The organism is Mesorhizobium sp. B1-1-1 (assembly GCF_006442955.1).
Classification (GTDB): Bacteria; Pseudomonadota; Alphaproteobacteria; order Rhizobiales; family Rhizobiaceae; genus Mesorhizobium.
The window spans coordinates 254,516-275,667 of the sequence record NZ_VFWW01000009.1; the positions used below are offsets into that span (position 1 = coordinate 254,516).

Annotated in this window: 22 protein-coding genes and 1 pseudogene; 4 read left to right on the forward strand and 19 right to left on the reverse strand. The window is 60.9% G+C overall.

The window, feature by feature from the left end:
- Nucleotides 1–73: 73 nt before the first annotated feature.
- The 8 genes from ccoS to ccoN all read right to left on the reverse strand — a co-directional run bounded on the left by ccoS (nucleotide 74) and on the right by ccoN (nucleotide 8,117).
- On the reverse strand, nucleotides 74–229 hold the full coding sequence (gene ccoS / locus FJ986_RS20460) for a cbb3-type cytochrome oxidase assembly protein CcoS (RefSeq protein ID WP_140522808.1): 156 nt from the start codon (nucleotides 227–229) through the stop codon (nucleotides 74–76).
- Nucleotides 229–2,514, reverse strand: coding sequence for a cation-translocating P-type ATPase (locus FJ986_RS20465; protein WP_140522806.1), 2,286 nt, complete (start codon nucleotides 2,512–2,514; stop codon nucleotides 229–231). The genes ccoS and FJ986_RS20465 overlap by 1 nt, the downstream gene beginning before the upstream one ends.
- Nucleotides 2,489–3,007 carry a FixH family protein gene (locus tag FJ986_RS20470; RefSeq protein ID WP_140522804.1) on the reverse strand — a complete coding sequence of 173 codons (519 nt, stop codon included), beginning with the start codon at nucleotides 3,005–3,007 and terminating at the stop codon, nucleotides 2,489–2,491. Before FJ986_RS20470 ends, FJ986_RS20465 begins: the two co-directional genes overlap by 26 nt.
- Nucleotides 3,004–4,563 carry a cytochrome c oxidase accessory protein CcoG gene (gene ccoG, locus FJ986_RS20475; protein WP_140522802.1) on the reverse strand — a complete coding sequence of 520 codons (1,560 nt, stop codon included), beginning with the start codon at nucleotides 4,561–4,563 and terminating at the stop codon, nucleotides 3,004–3,006. Before ccoG ends, FJ986_RS20470 begins: the two co-directional genes overlap by 4 nt.
- Nucleotides 4,564–4,736: 173 nt before the next feature.
- Nucleotides 4,737–5,600, reverse strand: a complete 864-nt coding sequence (gene ccoP, locus FJ986_RS20480) for a cytochrome-c oxidase, cbb3-type subunit III (protein WP_140522800.1) — start codon at nucleotides 5,598–5,600, stop codon at nucleotides 4,737–4,739.
- A gap of 2 nt (nucleotides 5,601–5,602) precedes the next feature.
- Nucleotides 5,603–5,752, reverse strand: coding sequence for a cbb3-type cytochrome c oxidase subunit 3 (locus FJ986_RS20485; RefSeq protein WP_140522798.1), 150 nt, complete (start codon nucleotides 5,750–5,752; stop codon nucleotides 5,603–5,605).
- 11 nt (nucleotides 5,753–5,763) lie between these two features.
- Nucleotides 5,764–6,495 (reverse strand): cytochrome-c oxidase, cbb3-type subunit II, encoded by a 732-nt coding sequence (gene ccoO, locus FJ986_RS20490; RefSeq protein WP_140522795.1) that lies wholly within the window; start codon nucleotides 6,493–6,495, stop codon nucleotides 5,764–5,766.
- Between the two features lie 11 nt (nucleotides 6,496–6,506).
- Nucleotides 6,507–8,117 carry a cytochrome-c oxidase, cbb3-type subunit I gene (ccoN, locus tag FJ986_RS20495; RefSeq protein WP_140522793.1) on the reverse strand — a complete coding sequence of 537 codons (1,611 nt, stop codon included), beginning with the start codon at nucleotides 8,115–8,117 and terminating at the stop codon, nucleotides 6,507–6,509.
- 105 nt (nucleotides 8,118–8,222) lie between these two features.
- On the opposite strand from ccoN, the gene FJ986_RS20500 reads away from it, so the two are divergent.
- Nucleotides 8,223–8,759, forward strand: coding sequence for a hemerythrin domain-containing protein (locus FJ986_RS20500; RefSeq protein WP_224680308.1), 537 nt, complete (start codon nucleotides 8,223–8,225; stop codon nucleotides 8,757–8,759).
- Between the two features lie 2 nt (nucleotides 8,760–8,761).
- On the opposite strand, the gene FJ986_RS20505 is transcribed toward FJ986_RS20500, so the two are convergent.
- Nucleotides 8,762–9,490 (reverse strand): Crp/Fnr family transcriptional regulator, encoded by a 729-nt coding sequence (locus tag FJ986_RS20505; protein WP_140522791.1) that lies wholly within the window; start codon nucleotides 9,488–9,490, stop codon nucleotides 8,762–8,764.
- A 160-nt stretch (nucleotides 9,491–9,650) separates the two neighbouring features.
- Here FJ986_RS20505 and hemN point away from each other — a divergent pair, with 160 nt between their 5' ends.
- Entirely contained in the window at nucleotides 9,651–11,000 is a 1,350-nt protein-coding gene (hemN, locus tag FJ986_RS20510) for an oxygen-independent coproporphyrinogen III oxidase (RefSeq protein WP_140675466.1), read from the forward strand.
- A 46-nt stretch (nucleotides 11,001–11,046) separates the two neighbouring features.
- Here hemN and FJ986_RS20515 read toward each other — a convergent pair whose 3' ends face one another.
- The 6 genes and pseudogenes from FJ986_RS20515 to FJ986_RS20540 form a co-directional block, all read right to left on the reverse strand.
- Entirely contained in the window at nucleotides 11,047–11,406 is a 360-nt protein-coding gene (locus tag FJ986_RS20515; protein ID WP_140675469.1) for a DUF779 domain-containing protein, read from the reverse strand.
- Nucleotides 11,407–11,447: 41 nt separating this feature from the next.
- Complete coding sequence (gene adh / locus FJ986_RS20520; RefSeq protein ID WP_140522785.1) at nucleotides 11,448–12,965, reverse strand: aldehyde dehydrogenase; 1,518 nt, start codon at nucleotides 12,963–12,965, stop codon at nucleotides 11,448–11,450.
- Between the two features lie 142 nt (nucleotides 12,966–13,107).
- Complete coding sequence (locus FJ986_RS20525; protein ID WP_140522783.1) at nucleotides 13,108–14,076, reverse strand: GAF domain-containing protein; 969 nt, start codon at nucleotides 14,074–14,076, stop codon at nucleotides 13,108–13,110.
- 198 nt (nucleotides 14,077–14,274) lie between these two features.
- A pseudogene (locus FJ986_RS30920) lies at nucleotides 14,275–14,706 on the reverse strand (ion channel).
- Between the two features lie 172 nt (nucleotides 14,707–14,878).
- Nucleotides 14,879–15,418 (reverse strand): hypothetical protein, encoded by a 540-nt coding sequence (locus FJ986_RS20535; protein WP_140522781.1) that lies wholly within the window; start codon nucleotides 15,416–15,418, stop codon nucleotides 14,879–14,881.
- Between the two features lie 10 nt (nucleotides 15,419–15,428).
- Nucleotides 15,429–15,938, reverse strand: coding sequence for a hypothetical protein (locus tag FJ986_RS20540; RefSeq protein WP_140522779.1), 510 nt, complete (start codon nucleotides 15,936–15,938; stop codon nucleotides 15,429–15,431).
- A gap of 161 nt (nucleotides 15,939–16,099) precedes the next feature.
- On the opposite strand from FJ986_RS20540, the gene FJ986_RS31190 reads away from it, so the two are divergent.
- A complete protein-coding gene (locus FJ986_RS31190; RefSeq protein ID WP_210239480.1) occupies nucleotides 16,100–16,564 on the forward strand; it encodes a metalloregulator ArsR/SmtB family transcription factor in 465 nt (154 codons plus the stop codon).
- Between the two features lie 68 nt (nucleotides 16,565–16,632).
- Nucleotides 16,633–17,076: a hypothetical protein gene (locus tag FJ986_RS20550; RefSeq protein WP_140522777.1), complete on the forward strand. Its 444-nt coding sequence runs from the start codon at nucleotides 16,633–16,635 to the stop codon at nucleotides 17,074–17,076.
- A gap of 661 nt (nucleotides 17,077–17,737) precedes the next feature.
- On the opposite strand, the gene FJ986_RS20555 is transcribed toward FJ986_RS20550, so the two are convergent.
- The 4 genes from FJ986_RS20555 to FJ986_RS20570 are packed head-to-tail and all read right to left on the reverse strand — an operon-like array spanning nucleotide 17,738 to nucleotide 21,121.
- A complete protein-coding gene (locus tag FJ986_RS20555) occupies nucleotides 17,738–18,568 on the reverse strand; it encodes an ABC transporter permease (RefSeq protein ID WP_140522775.1) in 831 nt (276 codons plus the stop codon).
- On the reverse strand, nucleotides 18,565–19,317 hold the full coding sequence (locus FJ986_RS20560) for an ABC transporter permease subunit (RefSeq protein ID WP_140522773.1): 753 nt from the start codon (nucleotides 19,315–19,317) through the stop codon (nucleotides 18,565–18,567). The genes FJ986_RS20555 and FJ986_RS20560 overlap by 4 nt, the downstream gene beginning before the upstream one ends.
- On the reverse strand, nucleotides 19,314–20,132 hold the full coding sequence (locus FJ986_RS20565; RefSeq protein ID WP_140522772.1) for an ABC transporter ATP-binding protein: 819 nt from the start codon (nucleotides 20,130–20,132) through the stop codon (nucleotides 19,314–19,316). Before FJ986_RS20565 ends, FJ986_RS20560 begins: the two co-directional genes overlap by 4 nt.
- Nucleotides 20,129–21,121, reverse strand: a complete 993-nt coding sequence (locus FJ986_RS20570; protein WP_181167710.1) for an ABC transporter substrate-binding protein — start codon at nucleotides 21,119–21,121, stop codon at nucleotides 20,129–20,131. Before FJ986_RS20570 ends, FJ986_RS20565 begins: the two co-directional genes overlap by 4 nt.
- Nucleotides 21,122–21,152 lie beyond the last annotated feature (31 nt).

Sequence of the window (21,152 nt, forward strand, 5' to 3'; positions counted from 1 at the left end):
ACTATTTGAAGTGGAGAATTTTGGCGTCGCCGTTTTCTGCAAGGATGCGCCGTCACGGGCCACTTCTTGAATATCAGCGGCCGCTTTTATCTTCCGTATCGATCAGAATCCGTTCGGCGGCTCCGTCGAGATCTTCGTACTGGCCAGTTTTCAAAGCCCACAGGAAGCCCCCCAGGCCAAGCGCTCCAAGAAACAGCGCGACAGGTATGAGGTAGGTCAGTGTGGTCATTACGGTCCGACCCGTTCGTTGGAGTTGGACAGCCTATCGTGGCGAATATCGCTGGCCGGTGAGATTGGTTTCGACGATCGCAGTCGCAGCGCATTGCCGATGACAAGCAGCGATGAGGCGGACATGGCGATCGCCGCTATCAAGGGCGTAACGTGGCCAAGGATGGCGATCGGTACCGCGACCGCATTATAGACGATCGCGATGGCGATGTTTTGCCGGATCAGGCTTCCTGCCTTCCGCGAGATGTCCAGCGCGAGAGGCACGGCCAGAAGACTTTCGCGCAGGAAAACGAAATCCGCTGCATTCCGGCCGATATCGGCGGCGCTGGCCGGTGCGATCGAGACATGGGCCGCGCTCAGCGCCGGCGTATCGTTGAGCCCGTCGCCAACCATCAGAACCTTGTGCCCATCTCTCGCCAGACTCTCGATGCGTTCGACCTTGCCGGACGGCAGCAGGCAGGGAACGAAGTTATCGACACCCAGCACGTCCGCAACCTCGGCGCAGGCTTTAGCGGTATCGCCCGACAGCATTTCCACCGATACCCCGGCATCGTCCAACCGTTGGACGGCCGCTCTGGCGTGGGCGCGCAGCGCATCCTCGAAAACGAAGGATGCGGCAATCATGCCATTTTTCGTCAGCACCGTTCCGCCGTAGCCGTATTTGCCTTCGCCGCCAGTGCGAGCCTTCCAGCCGGCCCATCCGCGTCGACCCAAACGCCAGATGGTTCCGGCGTCGGTGGCTTCGATCCCGAAACCTGGTTGCTCGGTCACCGCATCGAATTTGTGCTGCCGGCTCGAAATGGCAAAGCCGGCTATGGCCTTTGAAAATGGATGACGGGAATGTGCGGCCAAGTCGGCTGCGATCGCCAGCATGCCTGGATCGATCGACGAAGCGTTGACCAGCCGGGGCCGGCCAAGGGTCAACGTGCCGGTCTTGTCGAACACCGTCGTGTCGATTGTCGCCAGGCGTTCCATGGCCGAACCATCCTTGACCATGATGCCGTTCTCGAACAGGCGTCGTGCTGCGACCACCTGAACGATCGGCACGGCGAGGCCGAGCGCGCATGGACATGTGATGATGAGAACCGCGATGGCGATCGTCACGGCCCGGTGCCAGTCGCCGGTCCCCGCCATCCAGCCCAGGAATGTCAAGAAGGCGGTGAGATGAACCACCGGGGCGTAGAGCGCCGAGACGCGATCGGCGACGCGGCGATAGCGCGCGCGACCGCCCTCGGCGGCCTCCATCAGCCGGACCATTTCCGCCAGGAACGAATCCTTTGCGGCGGCTGTCGCCTGAATCATCAGCGGGCCGGTAAGATTGAGCACGCCGGCCTGTACTGCTTCGCCCGGCGCCACGTTTTTCGGCGTGCTTTCGCCCGAGGCCAGCGAGCAGTCGAAATCCGACGTTCCCTGGATGATCTTGCCGTCGACGGGGATCCTCTCGCCGGCTGCGATCAACAATCGCATGCCTGGTTCGATCTCGCCGACCGGCAAATAGTCGCGCGCGCCGTCGCCGCGCAGCACCATGGCGCCACGCGCGGCCAGCTGAGACAGGCCTTTCACGGCAGTCCGGGCACGCTCCCGCATCACATGATCCAGCGTGCGTCCGATCAAAAGGAAGAACAGCAGCGATACCGACGCGTCGAAATAGGCGTGGTCGCCATGATTGACCGTCTCATAGAGGCTCATGGCGTAGGCGAGCGAAACACCGACCGCGATGGGCACGTCCATGTTCATGCGACCATGGCGCAGAGCATTCCAGGCCGAACGGAAGAAGATGCCGCCGGCAAAGGCGAGGGCAGGAATGGCGATCAACGCCGAGACCCAGTGAAACAGGTCGCGGGTAGCACCTTCGGCGCCGGACCAGACCGAAACCGAAAGCAGCATGATGTTGCCCGCCGCAAAGCCGGCAACAGCGACTGCGCGGATCAGTTCGGCAAGCGTCTTGTCCTTGTCGTCGATCTCGGGTGCGAACAGATGCGCCTCGTAGCCCAGCCTGCCAAGCGCGGCGACGAAGGGTGGCACCTCGTCTCCACGCCACCGGACCGCGACCCGTTTCGTCGACAGGTTGACGCGCGCGCTTTCGACGTGATCGAGCCTTCCAAGTGCCGCTTCGATCGTCTGGATGCAGGCGGCGCAATGAACCGTCGGCACTGAAAGGTCGGTCTGCCGAAGATCGTCGCCAAGCGATCGGCTCGCCAACCTGATCTCCTGGCTGGATGGCAGGACCGATGTGGCGCCGTTCAGATCTAGCGCCATTTCAGCGCCCGGTGCACAGCAGCTCACTGCAGCCTCCATGAGAAATCATGATCCTGCGGACGTCGCGATAGGGTCGTGCCTGGCCGGCATCGGCGTCGACTTCGACGATCCAGACACCGTCCTTCGGCATATGCTGCGCTGCGAATTCCTGGCCGGAGGCAAGCGCGAGCGTGACGGACTCGTCCTCTTTCTCGTAGGCGGGATGACGAAACAGCACCTTGACGCCGTGCAGAGGAACCGGCTTGCCGGCTGCGTCGGAGAGGCCGTAGCGGACTTCGCCCCATGCGATGGTCAGCTTGCCGGTCCAACCGAGCGCTGCTTGGGCGCGGCCGGCCTCGGCCTCCTTGTTGAATTGCTGGCTGGCCACATAGGTGTTTTCGACGACGAGGCCGGTCCAACTCGTATTGGCGAGCGTGGCCATGGTCAGGTTGACCGCGATGACCACCCCGAAAAAGGTGAGAATGATGGCCAGCATGTGCCTGCCGGTGAATTCGCGAGGCTTTTGGGCATTGGCGGTCATTTGGCGGCCTCTGGCGCGTTGAATGTGGCGGTGTACTCGTTCGACTCGAAGCTCGCCTTGTCCTCGACACGGAGCTTGAAGGTCTGGGCCGGGGCGTGGATCTGGTCCGCCGGCTGGCGAACGAAGACCTTCAACGTTTTCAGGCGGTCGGGTTCGACCGGGACGGCGAAAGACCGGCCGGCCGGGATGTCGTCGCCGACGACGACCATGTCGGCACCCTCCAGGCCCTGCATGGTGACGGCGATGGTCCTTGGCTCAGGGATCATGTTGAGCAGCTTGACGGTATAGCCGTTGCGGATGGAACCATCGGATAGCGTGACGAATTGCGGATTGCGGTCATGCAGCACGTTCAGCTCAAGCCGATTGCGCGTCAGCAGCGAATAGAGCAGGCCCAGCCCGATCAGCGACCACAGGCCCATGTAGACGTAGGTGCGCGGCCGGAAGATCTTGCGAATGTGAAAATGCGCCACCTGATCGGAGAAGGTGCCGACGGCAGTCCTGACCAGCGACGGATTGATTGAACTGGAGCCGCCTGCGGTCGCCAGCATCATGTTGGCGTTGTAGTCGGAGAGCGTCGCGTAGGAGATCAGCCCGCGCTCCTTGCCGAGCTTGTCCATGACGCCGTCACAGGCGTCGATACACAGCGCGCAGGTAATGCATTCGAGCTGCTGGCCGTCGCGAATGTCGATCCCCATTGGGCATACCGCAACGCAGGCATTGCAGTCGACGCAGTCGCCGACGGACTGCCCTGCGGCTTGCACCTTCTTGGCGTGACGCGAGCGCGGTTCGCCGCGCCAGTCATTGTAGGTGACGGTGAGCGAATTCTCGTCGAGCATGGCTGCCTGGATGCGCGGCCATGGGCACATATAGGTGCAGACCTGTTCGCGCATCAGGCCGCCGAACGTGTAGGTGGTCGCCGTCAACACGGCGATGGTGATGTAGGCGACAGGCGCGGCGGTACCGGTGAAAAGCTCGCCCACAAGTGTCGGTGCATCAGCGAAATAGAAAATCCAGGCGCCGCCGGTCGCCGCACCGATGACCAGCCAGACGGCGTGCTTCGATACGCGCAGCATCAGCTTGCGGGCGGTCCAGGGACCATCGTCAAGTTTCATGCGGGCGTTGCGGTCCCCCTCGATCGCACGTTCGATGACAAGGAACAGATCGACCCATACGGTCTGCGGACATGCATAGCCGCACCAGGCACGGCCGACAGTCGAGGTAATCAGGAAAAGTCCAACGCCGGCCATGACAAGAAGGCCGGCCACATAGTAGAATTCCTGGGGCCATATCTCGACAAAGAAAAAGTAAAAGCGCCGATTGGCGAGATCGAGCAGCACGGCCTGGTCCGGGGCAAATGGACCGCGGTCCCAACGCAGCCACGGCGTCAGGTAGTAGATGCCAAGCGTGATCGCCATCACCAGCCATTTGAAGCGGCGAAAGTTGCCTGAGGCGCGCTTTGGGAAAATTTTCTTGCGCGCAGCGTAAAGGGGCTGACGGGTCTTGGCGGAATTGACCGCCTCGGCTTCCAGCCGTTCTATCTGCGTCTTGTCCAGCACGAGTATCTCCACTTGCGCGCAGACCGTGACTTTGAGTGCGCTGGACAACCTTGCCGCGGCATGGACAGACCCGCGTTGATGCAGGTCAATCGAGGAATGCCGAAAAAATTGAGGCCCGGACTGGCCGGGCCGCGTCGCTCAGGCGGCGAAGGGCAGGAAAGAGGGCCCCCGACCTATTCCCCGCCGCCGAGCGAATGGATGTAGACCGCCAACTCCTTGACCTTGGTCTCGCCGAGACGCGCGCCCCACGCTGGCATCACGCCCTGCTTCGGTGCGCGAACCTGGTCGGCGATTGCCGTTTCGCCCGACCCGTAGAGCCAGATCGCGTCGGTCAGGTCGGGCGCGCCGAGCTCCCTGTTGCCTTTCGCATTGTCGCCGTGACAAGCGACGCAGTTTTCGGCGAAGACCTTGGCGCCGAGTTGAATAAGAGTTGCATCGCGGACCTTGCCGGACAGGCTGGCGACGTAGGCGCTGACCTGGGAGATCTGGTCGGCGGTGATGATGTCGCCGAAGGCCGGCATTTCCGACAGGCGCGTGTCCGGATCTGAAGCGAAGCGGATGCCGTGCGTGATCGTCTGCTGGATCTGCTCGGCCTTGCCGCCCCACAGCCAGTCGTCGTCGTTGAGGTTGGGAAAGCCCTTGGAACCCTGGGCGCCGGAGCCGTGGCACTGCGTGCAGTTAACCTTGAATGCGGCGCCGCCGGCCGCGACCGCGAATTCCCGCAAGACATCGTCCGCGGCGATTTCGGAGATGCTTTTCGACTCCACCGCCGCGACGTACTTGCCCTTCGCTGCTTCCGCCGCCGCCAGCTCGTTCTTGACGTCATTGCGGCTCGAATAGCCGAGAACACCCGTTGTCGCCGAGTGCAGCAGCGGCCATGCCGGATAGGCGATGGTGTAGCCGATCGCCCACACGATGGTGACGTAGAACGTTGTGACCCACCAGCGCGGAAGCGGGTTGTTCAGCTCCCTGATGCCGTCCCATTCGTGACCGGTGGTTGAGACGCCAGAGATTTCATCGATGTGCTCGTCGCTCATGATCACTCGTCCTCAAGGGGAATCCGGGCAGCTTCGTCGGCCAGCTTGCGGCTGCCAGGGCGCAGGGCAAAGACAATTGCTCCGACAAAGAAGAGTGCCATGGCGACCAGACCCCAGCTGTCAGCAAACTCCCGCATCAAATTGTAATCCATGGATAAACTCCTCAACGGTAGCCGGCGGCTTCGTCGTAGTTCTTGAAGTCGACCAAGGTCCCGAGCATCTGGAGATAGGCAACCAGGGCATCCATTTCGGTCACCTCCTGCGGATTGCCGTCGAGGTCACCGACCTTGGCTTTGGGATAGCGCTTCTCGAGGCCGGACGTGTCGGCATTCGGGTCGGCCTGCGCCTTCAAATCGGCATTGGCGTTGGCGATCATGTCGTCCGAGTAAGGGACACCAACGCGCGCGTTCGCAACCAGGTGCGTCGAGAAGTTCTTCACCTCGATCTGCGCGTCCTTCAGGAAGGCATAGCTCGGCATGACCGATTCCGGGACGACCGAGCGGGGGTCGGCAAGGTGCGCGACGTGCCAGGCATTCGAATAGCGGTCACCGACGCGGGCGAGATCCGGCCCGGTGCGTTTGGATCCCCACTGGAAGGGGTGGTCGTACATCGACTCCGCAGCCAGGCTGTAGTGGCCGTAGCGCTCGACTTCGTCGCGGAACGGCCTGATCATCTGGCTGTGGCAGAGGTAGCAGCCTTCGCGCACATAGATGTTGCGCCCGACAAGTTCGAGCGGCGAGTAGGGGCGCATGCCTTCCACCTTCTCGATCGTGTTGTCGAGATAGAAGAGCGGTGCGATTTCAACGATGCCGCCGATTGTCACAACAAGAAGGGAGCCCACAAGAAGAAGCGTGGCGTTCTTCTCGATTAGTGCATGTCTATCCATCAAGCCCATGTTCTGGCTCCTTATTCGGCAGGCTGAAGGGCGGGAACGGAGCCAGGCATCGGTTGCTCCTCGCGCTGGTGGCCGAGGATGGTCATGGCGATGTTCCAGGCCATGACCAGGGCGCCCGAGAGGTACATGGCGCCACCGATGGCGCGCATGACGTAGTAGGGGTGCATGGCTGCGACCGTTTCGGCGAAGGAGTAGACCAGGAAGCCCTGCTCGTCGTATTCGCGCCACATCAGGCCCTGCATGATGCCGGACACCCACATGACCGCGGCGTAGACGACGATCCCCAGGGTCGCCAGCCAGAAGTGCCAGGTAACCAGCCGCAGTGAATAGAGCCGGTTACGGTTCCAGAGCTTCGGCACCATGTAGTAGATCGCGCCGAACGAGATCATGCCGACCCAGCCGAGCGCACCGGAGTGCACGTGACCAATGGTCCAGTCGGTATAATGCGATAGCGAGTTGACCGCCTTGATCGACATCATCGGGCCTTCGAAGGTCGACATGCCGTAGAAGGCGATGGCCATCACCATCATACGGATGATCGGGTCGGTGCGCAGCTTGTCCCAGGCGCCGGACAGCGTCATCAGACCATTGATCATGCCGCCCCAGGACGGCATCCACAGCATGATCGAGAACACCATGCCGAGCGTCTGCGCCCAGTCGGGCAGGGCGGTGTAGTGCAGGTGATGCGGCCCGGCCCAGATGTAGAGAAAGATGATCGCCCAGAAATGGATGATCGAAAGCCGGTAGGAATAGACTGGCCGGTTCGCCTGCTTGGGCACGAAATAATACATCATGCCGAGGAAGCCGGCGGTGAGAAAGAAGCCGACCGCGTTGTGGCCGTACCACCATTGCGTCAGCGCATCCTGGACCCCCGAAAAGGCGGAGTAACTCTTGGAACCGAGCAAAGAGGCCGGCATCGAAAGGTTGTTGACCACATGCAGCATCGCGATGGTCACGATGAAGGACAGGTAGAACCAGTTGGCGACGTAGATGTGCGGTTCCTTACGCTTCAGGATCGTGCCAAGGAACAGGATGAGGTAAGCGACCCAGACGATAGTCAGCCAGATGTCCACGTACCATTCGGGTTCGGCGTATTCGCGGCTCTCGGTGATGCCGAGCAAGTAGCCTGTCGCGGCCATTACGATGAAAAGCTGGTAGCCCCAAAAGACGAACCATGCGAGATCGCCGCCAAACAGGCGGGCGCGGCAAGTGCGTTGCACGACGTACAATGAGGTGCACAGCAGCGCATTACCGCCGAAGGCGAAGACGACCCCGGAAGTGTGCAGCGGCCGCAAGCGGCCGAAATTGAACCAAGGCTGAATGTTGAGATCGGGGTAGGCCAGCTGCAGCGCGATAACCACGCCGACCAGCATGCCAACCACGCCCCAGAACATTGTGGCGATGGCCCCGTAGCGGATCGGACCGTCCATGTAGGCGGAAGGGTCGATCGGTGCGGTCACTTCGAAGCTTGAGTTGCGAATGAGGATGGCGACAAAACCGAGCAGCACGAAGAACAGCACCCACATGTGCTGCCGGAATGGCTGGTCCACGCCGAAGCCGGCGGCCACCAAAGCCGCGAATGTAAAAAGGCTCAACGCGAAGATTTGTGTGCCGAACTTCATGACATATCCCCGACCTCGGATTCCCTGCGCGGGCGCCAATCCGCGGCAACACCAATTCCGCAGCCGGCACGTCGCCGCCTTGATCCATGTCAAAGTCATTTGCATTTGGAGTGGGCAGGCTTGGTCCTGCGAACGATCAGGAGATTGCCGTTGAACTCGCAGACAGCAGGGGGACCATTTCCGCCGCATGCAGCCGGCAAAAATTCGATACCGACAGCGTTTGCTGCGGTGATGAAACGTGCACACCTAGAAAAACTGCAGCTCTGCGACGTCTTGGAAAGGATCGCGGACACGTTGCCCAAGGTCGACACGTTGGCGTGCCTGAGCGTAGCCAACGCAATCGTTCCGCTGTTGCGCGACAGTCATCGATACGAAGAGACGGTCATCTTTCCCGCCTACGAGGCCGCGTTGGCCAGCAGTGATGCCGACCTTGGTTCAGCAAGGCGATTGAGCGCCGAGCATATCGAGGACGAGTGCTTTGCCGGTGAGGTGACCGAAATGTTGCTGGCGATCGGCCACGGCAAGACGATCGACAACGCCGAGGCGGTTGGGTTCATGCTGCGCGGTTTCTTCGAAAGCCTGCGCCGGCATATCGCCTTCGAGCGCGAGCATGTCCTGCCGATGATCGGGTTTGTCGATTGAGCCTAGGCGCCGGAGCGGCTCTGCAGCCGATTCAAGCTATCGACACTAACATGCCGATTGTTCTCGATGCGGATCACGCCATCTGATCGCAGCCGGCTCAGCTGACGGCTGACAGTCTCGATCGTCAGGCCGAGGAAATCGGCGATGTCGGCGCGGGTCAAAGGCAGGTCGAAACGTGTCGACTGGGCGGTCGGATCAAGCGTGGGGTCGATGTTCTTGGCGATCATGAGAAGGAAGCTCGCCACCTTTTCCGAAGCACTCTTGCGGCCCAGCATCACCATCCAGTCGCGGGCATCATCGAGTTCGTTCAGCGTCTGCTTGAAGAGACGATGCTCCAGTCCCGGCGATTGCTTCATCATCCGTTCGATGACGGCCCTTGGAAACGAGCACAGGGAGACCGCGGTTGCGGCTTCGGCGTTGATCGCGCTTTCCACCTTGAAGGGCCGGCCCAGAAAATCGGGAGCAAATTGAAGCCCGACAATCTGCTGGCGTCCGTCCGAAAGGCTCTTCGTCAGCTTGACCACGCCGGAAAGCACATTCGCGTAACTGTCGATGGCCTCGGCATCACCGATCAATTCCACGCCCGCTTCAACGGTATGCTTCGATGAGGTCTTGGCGAGGCCCACCAGTTGGTCCGGATCGAGCGCGCCGCAAACGCCATGATGCCGCGCTTCGCATGACTGGCAAAGCACGGGAATGCCGGCGCTATGTACATCCTGACGCACTGTCATCGTGGTCGTCCGCGAACCCAAAGTACTGGCAGGATATAGTATCGGCCCGAGAAATCCGTTGCGGCAGTTTGTCCGCGGCGAGATATCATTGACCGAGATCAAGGCTGCCATTGTCCGATGTGAGCAGGATCGTGCAATACACATCGGAGCAGATATCGAGATGCGGCCAGAATTAATTGCCAGGCTTGGTGAAAACGTGCCGCGTTATACGAGCTACCCGACGGCGCCGCATTTTCATCCGGGCGTCGATGCCGCCGTTTGTCGCGACTGGCTGAAGGCGCTCAACAAGGGCGACGAGATCTCGCTCTATCTGCACACCCCTTATTGCGACAAGCTTTGCTGGTTCTGTGCGTGCCACACCAAGCAGACACGCCATTACGAACCGGTCACCAAATATCTGAGATCACTGCATGCGGAGATCGCCACCGTCTCAAGTCTCGCCGGAGGCAAGGGCCGGGTACGTGCCGTCCATTTCGGTGGCGGCTCACCGACGATGCTCAAACCACAGGACATGGTCGCGCTGGGAGCCGTTCTGCGCAACTGCTTCTCATTTCTTCCCGGCGCCAAGATCAGCGTCGAAATCGAACCCAACGATATGGACGAAGCCCGCCTCGACGCACTTGCCGAAATCGGCATGACGAGGGCGAGCCTCGGGGTCCAGGATTTCGATCCGAAGGTGCAGAAGGCCATCAATCGCGAACAGACCTTCTTGCAGACCAAGACAGTCGTCGACGGCGTTCGGTCACGCGGCGTCGAGTCGGTCAACCTGGACCTGCTTTACGGCTTGCCGCACCAGACCAGGGAGAGTGTCTTGTCCACTGTCATGCAGGCGCTGACGCTCGAACCCGATCGGATCGCCCTTTTTGGCTATGCCCATGTGCCATGGTTCAAGAAACATCAGACAATGATCGACGAGGCCTGGTTGCCAGGCCCGGAGGAGCGGTTCGCTCAATCGCAACTGGCAGCTCGCGCCATACTCGACCAGGGATACGAAGCAATCGGGCTCGACCATTTCGCCAAACCGGGCGATGCGCTGGCGCTTGCTGCGCACGCGGGGATGTTGCGTCGTAACTTTCAGGGCTACACCGAGGATCGCTGCGAAACCTTGATCGGCCTCGGCCCGTCATCCATCAGCCAATTCCGGCAAGGCTATGTACAGAACATGCCTTCGACCGCCGAGTATGGCCGCATGGTGGATGACGGTGGGTTGGCTGCGGTCCGCGGAATTGCTTTGTCCGACGACGACCGCGCTCGCGGGTGGATCATCGAGCGGCTGATGTGCGATTCCGGCTTTTCAGCGATCGACCTGGTCGAGCGCTTTGGCGAAGCTGGCCAAAGGCTTCTCGGCAGAGCGAGTTCCACCGCCCTTCTTGACCCTGCCCGGTTGCTTGAACTTGACGGTGACCGCTTCGTCGTGCCGTTGGAAAGCCGCCCCTTTGTCAGAAGCGTCGCGGCGAAGTTCGACAAGTATTTCGAAACCGGCAAGGCGAGGCATTCCGTGGCGGTCTGAACATCGGCTGCGGTCAGAAATGCTCGCCCAAATCGTATGGAAAGGCCTACATCCCGATCTGGACAGCGCAGATCGTCGACCGCGTCAGGAACCGCTTCTCCCTTCCGTTGTCCAGCGAGAACATGCCGCCTCGGCTTGGCACCACGTCGATAATGAGATCGTTATGCTTCCAGGCCTCGAATTGCGATGCGCCGATGTAGAACGGCGCATCACCGATATGGCCGAGCAAGACATCGCGATCGCCGACGATCAATTCGTCCAGCGGATAGCACATCGGCGAAGAGCGGTCGCAGCAGCCGCCGGATTGATGGAACAGCACTGGACCGTGCTCGGCAACGATCTCCGCGATCAGTTCAAGCGCTGCCGGCGTTGCCGTGACCTGGTATGCATTAGGTTTTCGATCCAGCTTGGGGCGCGGTCCCCTGCGGAGCCGCGCCCTTGAGCCGATCAGAAGAAGCCAAGCTTCTTCGGGCTGTAGCTGACCAGCATATTCTTCGTCTGCTGGTAGTGGTCGAGCATCATCTTGTGGGTCTCTCGGCCGATGCCGGACTGCTTATACCCGCCGAAGGCCGCATGCGCGGGATAGGCATGGTAGCAGTTGGTCCAGACGCGGCCAGCCTGGATCGCGCGGCCGAAGCGATAGGCACGGTTGGCGTCGCGTGTCCAGACACCGGCACCGAGGCCGTAGAGCGTATCGTTGGCTATGCTGAGCGCTTCGTCGTCGTCCTTGAAGGTCGTGACCGATACCACCGGCCCAAAAATCTCCTCCTGGAAGATGCGCATCTTGTTGTGACCCTTGAACACCGTAGGCTGGACGTAGTAGCCGCCGGCCAGATCGCCGGGCAGAAGACTGCGCGCTCCACCGGTCAGCAACTCGGCTCCTTCCTGGCGGCCGATATCGATATAGGACAGGATCTTTTCCATCTGCTCGGACGAAGCCTGGGCGCCGATCATCGTTGCCGGATCGAGCGGATCACCCTGCACGATCGCCTCGACGCGCTTGAGGGCGCGTTCCATGAACCTGTCGTAGATCGATTCCTGGATGAGCGCGCGGCTCGGGCAGGTGCACACCTCGCCCTGGTTCAGCGCGAACATGACGAAGCCTTCGACCGCCTTGTCGAAGAAATCGTCGTCTTCGGCGACGACATCCTTGAAGAAAATGTTGGGTGACTTGCCGCCGAGCTCGAGCGTCACCGGGATCAGGTTTTGGCTGGCATACTGCATGATCAGCCGGCCCGTCGTTGTCTCGCCGGTAAAGGCGATCTTGGCAATGCGCGGCGACGAAGCCAGCGGCTTGCCGGCCTCGAGGCCAAAGCCGTTGACGATGTTGAGCACACCCGGCGGCAAAAGATCGCCGATGAGATCGGCCCAGAGCAGGATGGCAGCCGGGGTCTGCTCGGCAGGTTTCAGGACGACGCAATTGCCGGCCGCCAACGCGGGAGCAAGTTTCCAGCATGCCATCAGCAACGGGAAGTTCCACGGGATGATCTGGCCGACCACGCCGAGCGGCTCATGGAAATGATAGGCGACAGTGTCGTCGTCGATCTGCGAAAGGCTGCCTTCCTGGCCACGCACCGCGCCGGCGAAATAGCGGAAATGGTCGATGGCCAAAGGCAGGTCGGCCGCGGTCGTTTCGCGGATCGGCTTGCCGTTGTCCCACGTTTCGGCGCATGCGAGGAGATCGAGGTTTTCCTCCATGCGATCGGCGATGCGGTTGAGGATAAGGGAGCGCTCGGCCACGCTGGTGCGCGCCCAGGCGTCCTTGGCGGCATGGGCGGCGTCCAGGGCCGCCTCGATGTCCTGGCCGTCCGAGCGCGCTACCTCGCATAGCAGCTGGCCATTCACCGGCGAGAAGTTCTCGAAATAGCGGCCAGAGCGGGGCTCGGCCCGTTTGCCACCGATGAAATTGCCATAGCGCTTGTCGAAGGGCGCCTTGACCGAGCGTGAGAATTCAACCTTGTTCATGCGTCTTCCTCCCAAAGCTGACGTCGCGGGATGCGACGCTTCGAAAGACACTTGCGATTTTCGGCGGTGCTTGTCACCGCGCCGGTCACGCTGGTCGGGTAGGATGTGTCGCAGAATTGCGACAGTTATGAGAGCTTGGGCGTCAGTGTGACCGGCGGACATCCAGACGGTTGAGCTTGCGGTGAAGCGTCGCCCGGCTGATCCCAAGCGCCTGAGCTGCGGCTGAGACGTTCCCGTCAGCGCGCGCGAGCGCACGCTGGAGGGCTCCACGCTCTGCCTCAGCGAGAACTTTAGGGCCGATCTCAGCCCAGCCGAGCAGATCGGCGGCAGGCATTGGTTTGTCGAAACACTGCTGTGTGATGCCAAGCGCCAGGCGGGCCGAACGGGTCGCGCCGACCACGAGATCGTCCGCGTCAACGGCGATCAGCGCGCCAGAGCCTTTGTTGGTCACCGGCGCCAGCAGAATTCGCGCCTTCGGGAATGCCATCTTGAAGTTCTCAATCTCGATCCGGTGCACCGCGTCGACCACAGCCATCGAGATGAGATTGACAAAGGCTTCGGTCAGATCAGCCCGGCAGGACGACACGTCAAGCACGGCTACAAGATTCCCCTCATGATCGTGGATCGGAGCGGTGGTGCAACTGAGCAGCGTATTGCGCGTATGGAAATGCTGGTCGCGGTGAATTGTCAGCGGGCGTCGCTCAACCAGACAGGTGCCGATCCCGTTGGTGCCCTGCCTTTCCTCATTCCAGACGGAGCCAGTCCACAAACCCCAGGAATAAAACGTCTCGTCGTCCACGAGCGCGCCGCGCCGTTCGACAGGCACGCCGTCGCGATCGGCGAGCAGGACACAGCATCCCACGCCGCCTACTGCGAGATAGAGACGGTCGAGACTCGCTTGGGCAGCGCAAATGAGAGGTTCGATTCGTTGCCGGGCCTGTCCCAGTTCGGCCTCCGTCAGATAATGTGGAGGCCTGCAATCGGCTGGTTCGAGTCGATGCAAATTGGAAGACCGTCGCCAGGAGGCAACCAGGGCGGATTTCGCCGCAGCGTCCGACGCAATCGCCGCCTGGATGCGGTCGGCATGATGACCGAATAGATCTTCTCCCATGCTTATCCTCCCAACTCTGATGTCTTTCCTCCCGGTCTGCGGTTCGATCAGGTCATAGTCAATTCGTCCAAAGAAGCAGAAAGGCAGATCTCTCCCTCCTGCTGATCGTCGGCCAAATCATGGCTGACCCGATCGTAAGAGCGTACCAACAGAATGCCCGTACAGTATTGATCGGGAGCAAACCTGAGCACCAACTGGTCAGAAATGCTCGCCCGCCTTGGACGGTCCGATGCGGTGCCGGCTGCGATGAGACAGGCGGTCGACCAGCCGATGAGCAAGAACCCGTTAACGCATTCGAGTGCCGCCAGGACACGCCACGCAAGGGCAGGCACTATGTCGCCGTAGCCAACAGTCGAGAAGGTGATGGTGGAAAAAGTACAATGCAGTTTCAAAGTCGGCGAAGATGTTGAGCATCCGGTACAACCCCGCCCAAAGCCAGATCTTTGCCGTCATGACGGCAAAGAGACCCATCACCACGCGTCATCGCGACGATGCGGCTGCGGCGCCCGTGCATGCGAAAACGGGACACAAGGCACCCCCCACCGGGTGTGTGACCTCGATGAGGCCAAAGATATGAATCAGTACCGTCAGGCTGATCACGATGGTACCGATAAGGAGATTGAGAGCCACAGGCGAGTCTCTACCATTCGAGCTCACGACCAGACGTCGTGCGAGATCAAATCTGTAACGGGCATGCAGTGTCGTTGCCCCTCCCGAAGCCGCCCTGACTGATGCTCTGGAATTGCCGCCCCTTTGTCTCGGCCCAAGTGAGGTGAAGAGCGTTGAGGCGCCAAAACCAAACTCAATGTTGAATTACCTCGGCCCAAAGCTTCTTGGCGAAGCCGCGCTCGTCGAGTGCCCAAGTATCACCCGTGACCACAGCTTTGCCGTCCTGGCATTTGTAGGAATAGACGGTATCGTGGCCGCTCGCCGCGGCCGGCACGAAGTCTTCATTCGGGTTCGCCTTGCAGAATTCGTCAGCGCCAGGATTGTCGCGTGAGGCGTTCATCTTGGTGCAGGGCAGATTGGCGCCCACGAAGCAGGCCAGCAGCTTGCCATTCATGCAGCGATAGTGAACCTGGGTTTCGAGTTCCGGTTCCTCCGGCACGATCTTGGCATCTGGAAACAGCTTTTTGAACGCCCTGACCGTGCCGGCGTAAAGCGCGTGCGAATAGGGGAGGACCTCGTCGTCGTTCTTCACTTGGCGGCAGAGCTTGTAGAGATCCTTCGCCGGCGCCGCCATAGCGCTGCCGGTGGCGATGGCGAGCAACGCTAATGCCGACAGCGTAAAGAACCCCAGAGTTGAAAAACGCAAAAGAGATGTAAGGCGCAAAGCAGACATTTTGATATCCTCAGGAGAACACGCAGGGTTTGGCGTCGGGGCCGCAGATCAGGCGCCTGGCGAACTGGATGACAGCGGCGCGCAGACGGATGGTCACCAGCCAGTAGCCGGCACCGTATCCAGCGGCCATCATCAGCGGTAGTGCCAGCGCGAAGGCACTAGCCGGACGGGGTGCTGTGGATGCGGGGCCGATATAGACCGCCATCGTGACGAAGGCGCCGACGACATAGAGCCAGATCGATCGGGACCCGACCAGCCGGCGCACGATCTCAATGCCGACGGCGAAGACCAACATCAGATACGTGATGCCCAAAGTGTCGAGCAGGGCATCCGTCAGGAAGGACTGGTGGCCGATCCAGGTGTTCGCCACAAACCCAGCACCTAATGAGAAGAGACGCATCAGCCCGGCGACAGGAAAGCCGACCGCGTAAGGCACCGTGAGCATGGCCAGGTAGAAGAAGGCGATCGTGGCGACTATGTCAAAGGCGATCTTGAGCAAGGTTTTCAGGGCCGGGCGCATCTCGCCATCCTTCTTTGCCGTCCGCCATCGGCGGTCAGCCTTGTCTCCCGCCCCTGTAGCCCCGATCGAATTCGTTTCGTCATTTAGGTAATCAGCTTATCGTCAATGCGTCAACAATTAATTGATTGCCTAATCGACTTGCTGTCGTGTAGCATTGTCGTATGTCCATCCAACTCATCTTTGAGGCGCTGTCCTCGCCGGTACGCCGCAAGATCCTTGCCTATGTTGCGCATCACGAACTAAGCGCGGGTGACATCGCCGGGCGCTTCGACATGTCGAAGCCGTCGATCTCGCAGCATTTGCAATTGCTTGAGCATGCCGGCCTGGTGTTGAGCGAAAAGCGCGGCAAGTTCGTCTATTACCGCCAGGCGCCTAACACGCTGGCCTCGACGTTAACCGGCTTTGTGCAGGAGATCTGCCCGGTAGGCCGGCCGATCCGCCGCGAGAGCAAGGCACTGGCCAGGAAGGCAAAGGCGCCCGGCGCCAAGGATCAGCAAGTCGCCAAAATCCCGGTGGCAAAGGCCTCAGCCGCGAAGAGCTTGGCTGCAAAGGCCAAGGCGACGGCATCCGCGCCGCCGAAACGCGCAAGGCCCAGAACCAACAAGGTCAAGGAAAGGACTGCCTGATTGCCGCTGTCAATCCTGAATAGGGCCGGCGCGGCTGTGAATGGGCGGGCAGCAGAAAGGAGAGAACCATGCTTATGACCAGATCGGTCATGCTGAAAAGGCAATCCAGCTCGGACAGCCATCGCCGCGCCGGGGCTAAGCGTTCGCTCGCGGTCCTTGTCGCACTGGCGTCGTTCCTGCCGGCAGCCGTCCAAGCCAAGATGCCGAACGACTTCCTCGGCAAATGGTCGACCGATCCGCTGCGCTGCGAGCAGGAGAACGGGGAAGTCGATGTGCTGGAGGTTCTGCCGTCGGGATTGACCTTTTATGAGGTCGGCTGCGAATTCGGCGAACCGCACGTTGACGGAAAAACGCTGCGCGTTGCCGCCCAATGCTACAAGGGCGGCAGCCCGATGAGCGCAGGCACGGTCGAGCTCTCGCGTTCGGAGCCCAACAGGATAAGCCTGTCCCTGCACGGCTTTTCCTGGTCGTCCGATGATCCGGAAACATTCCAGCGCTGCCGCGCGCGATGAGCCGGATGAAATTGCGCTTCGCCTGACCGCCCTTGCCCGGAGAACTGTGGAGAAGTAATCTCCAAGCCCAGATCCTCATCACAGAGGCGATCAAGGCGAGCGCATCGTCCGTCGCCGGCTTCAAGGAAAGCCAGCGAGGTTTCGGAACATCAAGGCACCGCGGCGAAGGATGATTTGAAGATCCGGCCGCGACATGTCCGCAATGGCACTCGGCCGCACTCTCAAGCTCTTCGGCGAGAGATTCTCGGGTCATGGCACCGTTTGGCCGTACTGAAGACGACAGGGCCAGCGACATCTTTCTGAGTCCTACAAACGGCTGGTGCCGAATACAGTCGCCTTGTGCTCGTCCATCATCCAATCGACTGGCTCTTTGACGGAGGCGCTGTGAACGATGCTTTGACCTCTCGTGCAATCCTGCACCTCTTCGGCCACAAGCACAGACACCGTGCCGTGATGGAGGCAGTATATCCGCCTTGGAGCGGGCGCGGTGAAGCCTTCGCGGCACGACCAGCCGTACGATCCTGGCTACAACCTCATCCGTCTCGAATGCGGCGTTTCGGCTGTCTTATCGGCGAGCACTTCCATGGTTGCGCCGGGTCGTTTCTGAAGAGCCAAGCTCGACAAAGATTGCACGCTCAAAACAAAAAGATCCGGGGCTTAGCTAGGCGCGTCCATAAAGCCGCTGGTTGAGATAAAGCAGCAGGCTACTGGAGACGCCCGCAATGACGACGAGCAGGAAAGTGAGCGCCATGATGAGGTCTATGTTGTGCAAGCCGATTGCGTTCATCAGGAGGAAACCGAGGCCGCGCTGTGAGGCGAACATCTCGCCGAGCAGCGTCCCGATCAGCGTCAGCGAAAAGCCAATCCGGATGCCGGCGAAGATCTCCGGCATGGCGGCCGGCAGGACGATGCGCGCGATCATGTCGGCAGGGTTCAGGCGCATGACGTGCCCGGTCTTGACGTAAACGCGCTTGACGTTTCGCACTGCATTGATCGTGAAGAGTGCGATAGGAATGACGCCGTGGATCGTGCCGAATGCGACCTTCGCCGACATGCCAAGCCCAAAGGCGAGCAGCAGGATCGGGTAGAGCGTGATCTTGGGGATCGAATAGACTGCGACGAGCATGGGCTCGAGAACCTCGGCGATGGCGCCGTTCAGGCCAAGCGTGAAACCGATCGCGAGGCCGATGACGACCGCCAACAGGAGCGCGAGGCCGAAGGCCTGGGCGGTCTCGGTAAGATGAACCCAGAACTGCCCGGTTGTGACGAGATGGGCCGTGAAGCCGAGCGTCTCGAGCGGCGAGCGCAGCGCGACCTCTCCCACGATCCAATAGAGGATCTGCCAGAAGACGAGCAGCGCGACAACGAGGGTGACGCCGTTGCGCAGGCCGTCGGGAATATGGAAGTCCTGTGCGGCTGACCGGGTCTCGGTCGACGCAACCGTATCGACCTTGCCGGAGACGACCGCGTTGAGAGGCAGTTTGCTGCTCATCGAAGCCCCCGCCGGTTCATGAGCTTCTTCTCCCAGCGGGCGAGAAGCGCGTTGATGGTGATCGAAACGATCAGGATCAGCAGAATGAGCGGATACATGATCGCATTGTCGAAGTTGTTGTAGGCGAAGCTGATCTCGTAGCCCATCCCCCCCGTCGACATGATGAATTCGGCGCCGATGATGCCGATCAGCGAATAGGCGACGGCGAGTTTGGCCCCCGTGAGGATATAAGGTGCTGCACAAGGCAGGGTGATGCGCCACGCGGTCTCGACCGCAGACATATGGCCCATCTTGGCGGTCTTGAGGAACACCCGCGGCACCCGGTCCAGGCCATTCAACGTATTCACGATGACAGCGACGACGCCCAGCATGGTTCCGATGAAGATCTGCGGTGCGTCACCAAGCCCGAAGAGGATAATCAGGAGCGGGTAGAAAGCAAAGACCGGGATCGCATAGTAGGTCGCGAAGACCAGGTCGAGTGTGTCGCGCACACGCTCGAACTGATGGATGACGATAGCACTCGCGACCCCGGTGACAACGGCAATGACGAAGGCGATTGCGGCGTTGCCCAACGTCTTGGCAATCGCGGCATTGAGCGCGCCCGAGGCCAACATCTTGACGAGATCGATGACGATGCGGTGCGGCGGCTGCATCGTGAGGTGGGGGATGACCCCAACAAAGCACAAGACTTCGAGCAGGCCGACGAAGCCGACGACGATACCGATCCGCCAGAATGTGGCGCTCTTCATGCCGCCCCCTCCATCTTGCCGATCGCCTTGAGCGATTCCTCGCGCAGCGAACGCCAGAGCCGGGCTGTAATTGTCCCGAAGCGCTCCTCCTGCACGATGCGGCTGTCGCGATCCTTCGGCCAGTCCGTTTTAACGATATCGATGAGCCGTCCGGGTCGGGCCGACATCACCCCGATGCGATCGGCAAGCATGGCGGCTTCATCGAGCGCATGGGTGATGAGGAAGACCGTCGCGCCGGTCTTGCGCCAGAGGTTCAGCACCTCATCGCCCATCAGGAGGCGGGTTTGCTGGTCGAGCGCGCCGAACGGTTCGTCAAGCAGAATGAGCCGCGGCTCCGTCACTAGCGTCCGGGCGATGCATACGCGTTGGCGCATACCTCCAGACAACTGGGCAGGATAGCTCTTGGCAAAGAATGTGAGCCCCATCATCGCGAGCGCCCGCGCGATCCGTTCTTCGCGCTCCTGATGCGAAATCTTCATGCGCCGCAGCCCGAAGGCAATATTGTCGGCGACCGTAAGCCAGGGGAAGGAGGCATCTTCCTGGAAGACGACGCCGACGCCATCCGGTATCTGGCCGGCGATCGGCCGGCCTTCGAAGGTGACTTCGCCGCGGGTCGCGGTCGAAAGTCCCGCGACGAGTTCCAGTAGGGTAGATTTGCCGCAGCCGGACGGCCCCACCACGGCGAAGAATTCGCCCTGCTTCAACTCAAGATCGATCGCGCCGAGTGCGTGAACGGTGTCACCCGGCCGTCCCGGCCGGGTGAACACCTTGTCTACGCCGCGCAGCGCGACCTGTGCGCTTTGCGAAATGGTCATTTCAATTCCTTGATATCGTCTGGCAGGAACTGGGTATCGATTATTGCCTTGAGGTCGACGTCGCCGCTCAGGGCGCCGATCATCTTCTGCACCTCGACGGACTTCTCTAGCCCGTCCAGGTGGATCTGCCCCGTGCCCCAATATTCGATGCCGTTGGTACGGCTGTCCACGAGGTTCTTGACCGCGCTGCGCGCTACTTCTGGCTCGAGATTATACACCTTGGCGATGATGTCGCCTGCCTCATCGGGATTCTGCGCCATGAACTCCACCGCGCGACGGCGGGCGCGGATCACCGCCTTGATGAAATCGCCCTTTTTCTCGGCCGCCGAGCCAGCAGCGGCACCGAGCACATTGGCGATGGGCGGCAGCAGATCGGAGGCCTTGGCGATAGGCCGATACTTGTCCTTGAACTTCGACCACAGCGGTTCTGGAATGGGCGCGACGTCGACAAGCCCGGTGTCCAGCGCCGCAACGCCTTCGCCGAAACCGCCAGTCTTCACGAGCTCGGCGTCTTCAGTCTTGAGGCCGCCAGCCTGCAAGACCAGCGCTGCCAAGCCTTGGCTGGTGGAGCGAGGGTTGGTAAAAGCGATCTTCTTGCCCTTCAGGTCCTTGACCGATTGGATCGGCGAATCCGGCTTCACTGCCCAGATGAATTCTGCAACTGTCAGCACGTTGTCGCTGATGATCTTGATATCGGCGCCCTGCTGGATCGCCGCGATGATGGCATTCGGATTGACTTCCGCATATGGCGCGTCGCCAGCGAGCATATTGCGCAGCGTCGTGCCGCCGCCGGCCGAGGAAAGGATGCCTGTAACGTCGGCGCCCTCTTCCTTGAAGAAGCCCTTCTCCATGGCCACGGCAAAAGGCATTCCGTTTGCCGAGACGCCGTAGTTGCTCACAACGATCTGTTCGGCTTGCGCCGTGCCCGCCAGCGCCAGGCTGGCCGCAGCGAGAACCGCTAGACGCGAGAATGCATTCGATACTTTCATAAGTTCCTCCCTTTTCAATTCTCCGGGCGTC

Excerpts from the sequence above, each read along its gene's own strand:
- FJ986_RS20550 (WP_140522777.1), top strand. The coding sequence starts at position 16,633 with ATGCTTATGACCAGATCGGTCATGCTGAAAAGGCAATCCAGCTCGGAC.
- FJ986_RS20525 (WP_140522783.1), bottom strand. The coding sequence starts at position 14,076 with ATGGGAGAAGATCTATTCGGTCATCATGCCGACCGCATCCAGGCGGCG.
- adh (WP_140522785.1), bottom strand. The coding sequence starts at position 12,965 with ATGAACAAGGTTGAATTCTCACGCTCGGTCAAGGCGCCCTTCGACAAG.
- ccoS (WP_140522808.1), bottom strand. The coding sequence starts at position 229 with ATGACCACACTGACCTACCTCATACCTGTCGCGCTGTTTCTTGGAGCG.
- ccoP (WP_140522800.1), bottom strand. The coding sequence starts at position 5,600 with ATGAGCGACGAGCACATCGATGAAATCTCTGGCGTCTCAACCACCGGT.
- FJ986_RS20505 (WP_140522791.1), bottom strand. The coding sequence starts at position 9,490 with ATGACAGTGCGTCAGGATGTACATAGCGCCGGCATTCCCGTGCTTTGC.
- FJ986_RS20565 (WP_140522772.1), bottom strand. The coding sequence starts at position 20,132 with ATGACCATTTCGCAAAGCGCACAGGTCGCGCTGCGCGGCGTAGACAAG.
- FJ986_RS20485 (WP_140522798.1), bottom strand. The coding sequence starts at position 5,752 with ATGGATTACAATTTGATGCGGGAGTTTGCTGACAGCTGGGGTCTGGTC.
- FJ986_RS20535 (WP_140522781.1), bottom strand. The coding sequence starts at position 15,418 with ATGTCTGCTTTGCGCCTTACATCTCTTTTGCGTTTTTCAACTCTGGGG.
- FJ986_RS20555 (WP_140522775.1), bottom strand. The coding sequence starts at position 18,568 with ATGAGCAGCAAACTGCCTCTCAACGCGGTCGTCTCCGGCAAGGTCGAT.
- hemN (WP_140675466.1), top strand. The coding sequence starts at position 9,651 with ATGCGGCCAGAATTAATTGCCAGGCTTGGTGAAAACGTGCCGCGTTAT.
- FJ986_RS20470 (WP_140522804.1), bottom strand. The coding sequence starts at position 3,007 with ATGACCGCCAATGCCCAAAAGCCTCGCGAATTCACCGGCAGGCACATG.
- ccoO (WP_140522795.1), bottom strand. The coding sequence starts at position 6,495 with ATGGGCTTGATGGATAGACATGCACTAATCGAGAAGAACGCCACGCTT.
- FJ986_RS31190 (WP_210239480.1), top strand. The coding sequence starts at position 16,100 with ATGTCCATCCAACTCATCTTTGAGGCGCTGTCCTCGCCGGTACGCCGC.
- FJ986_RS20560 (WP_140522773.1), bottom strand. The coding sequence starts at position 19,317 with ATGAAGAGCGCCACATTCTGGCGGATCGGTATCGTCGTCGGCTTCGTC.
- FJ986_RS20570 (WP_181167710.1), bottom strand. The coding sequence starts at position 21,121 with ATGAAAGTATCGAATGCATTCTCGCGTCTAGCGGTTCTCGCTGCGGCC.
- ccoN (WP_140522793.1), bottom strand. The coding sequence starts at position 8,117 with ATGAAGTTCGGCACACAAATCTTCGCGTTGAGCCTTTTTACATTCGCG.
- FJ986_RS20540 (WP_140522779.1), bottom strand. The coding sequence starts at position 15,938 with ATGCGCCCGGCCCTGAAAACCTTGCTCAAGATCGCCTTTGACATAGTC.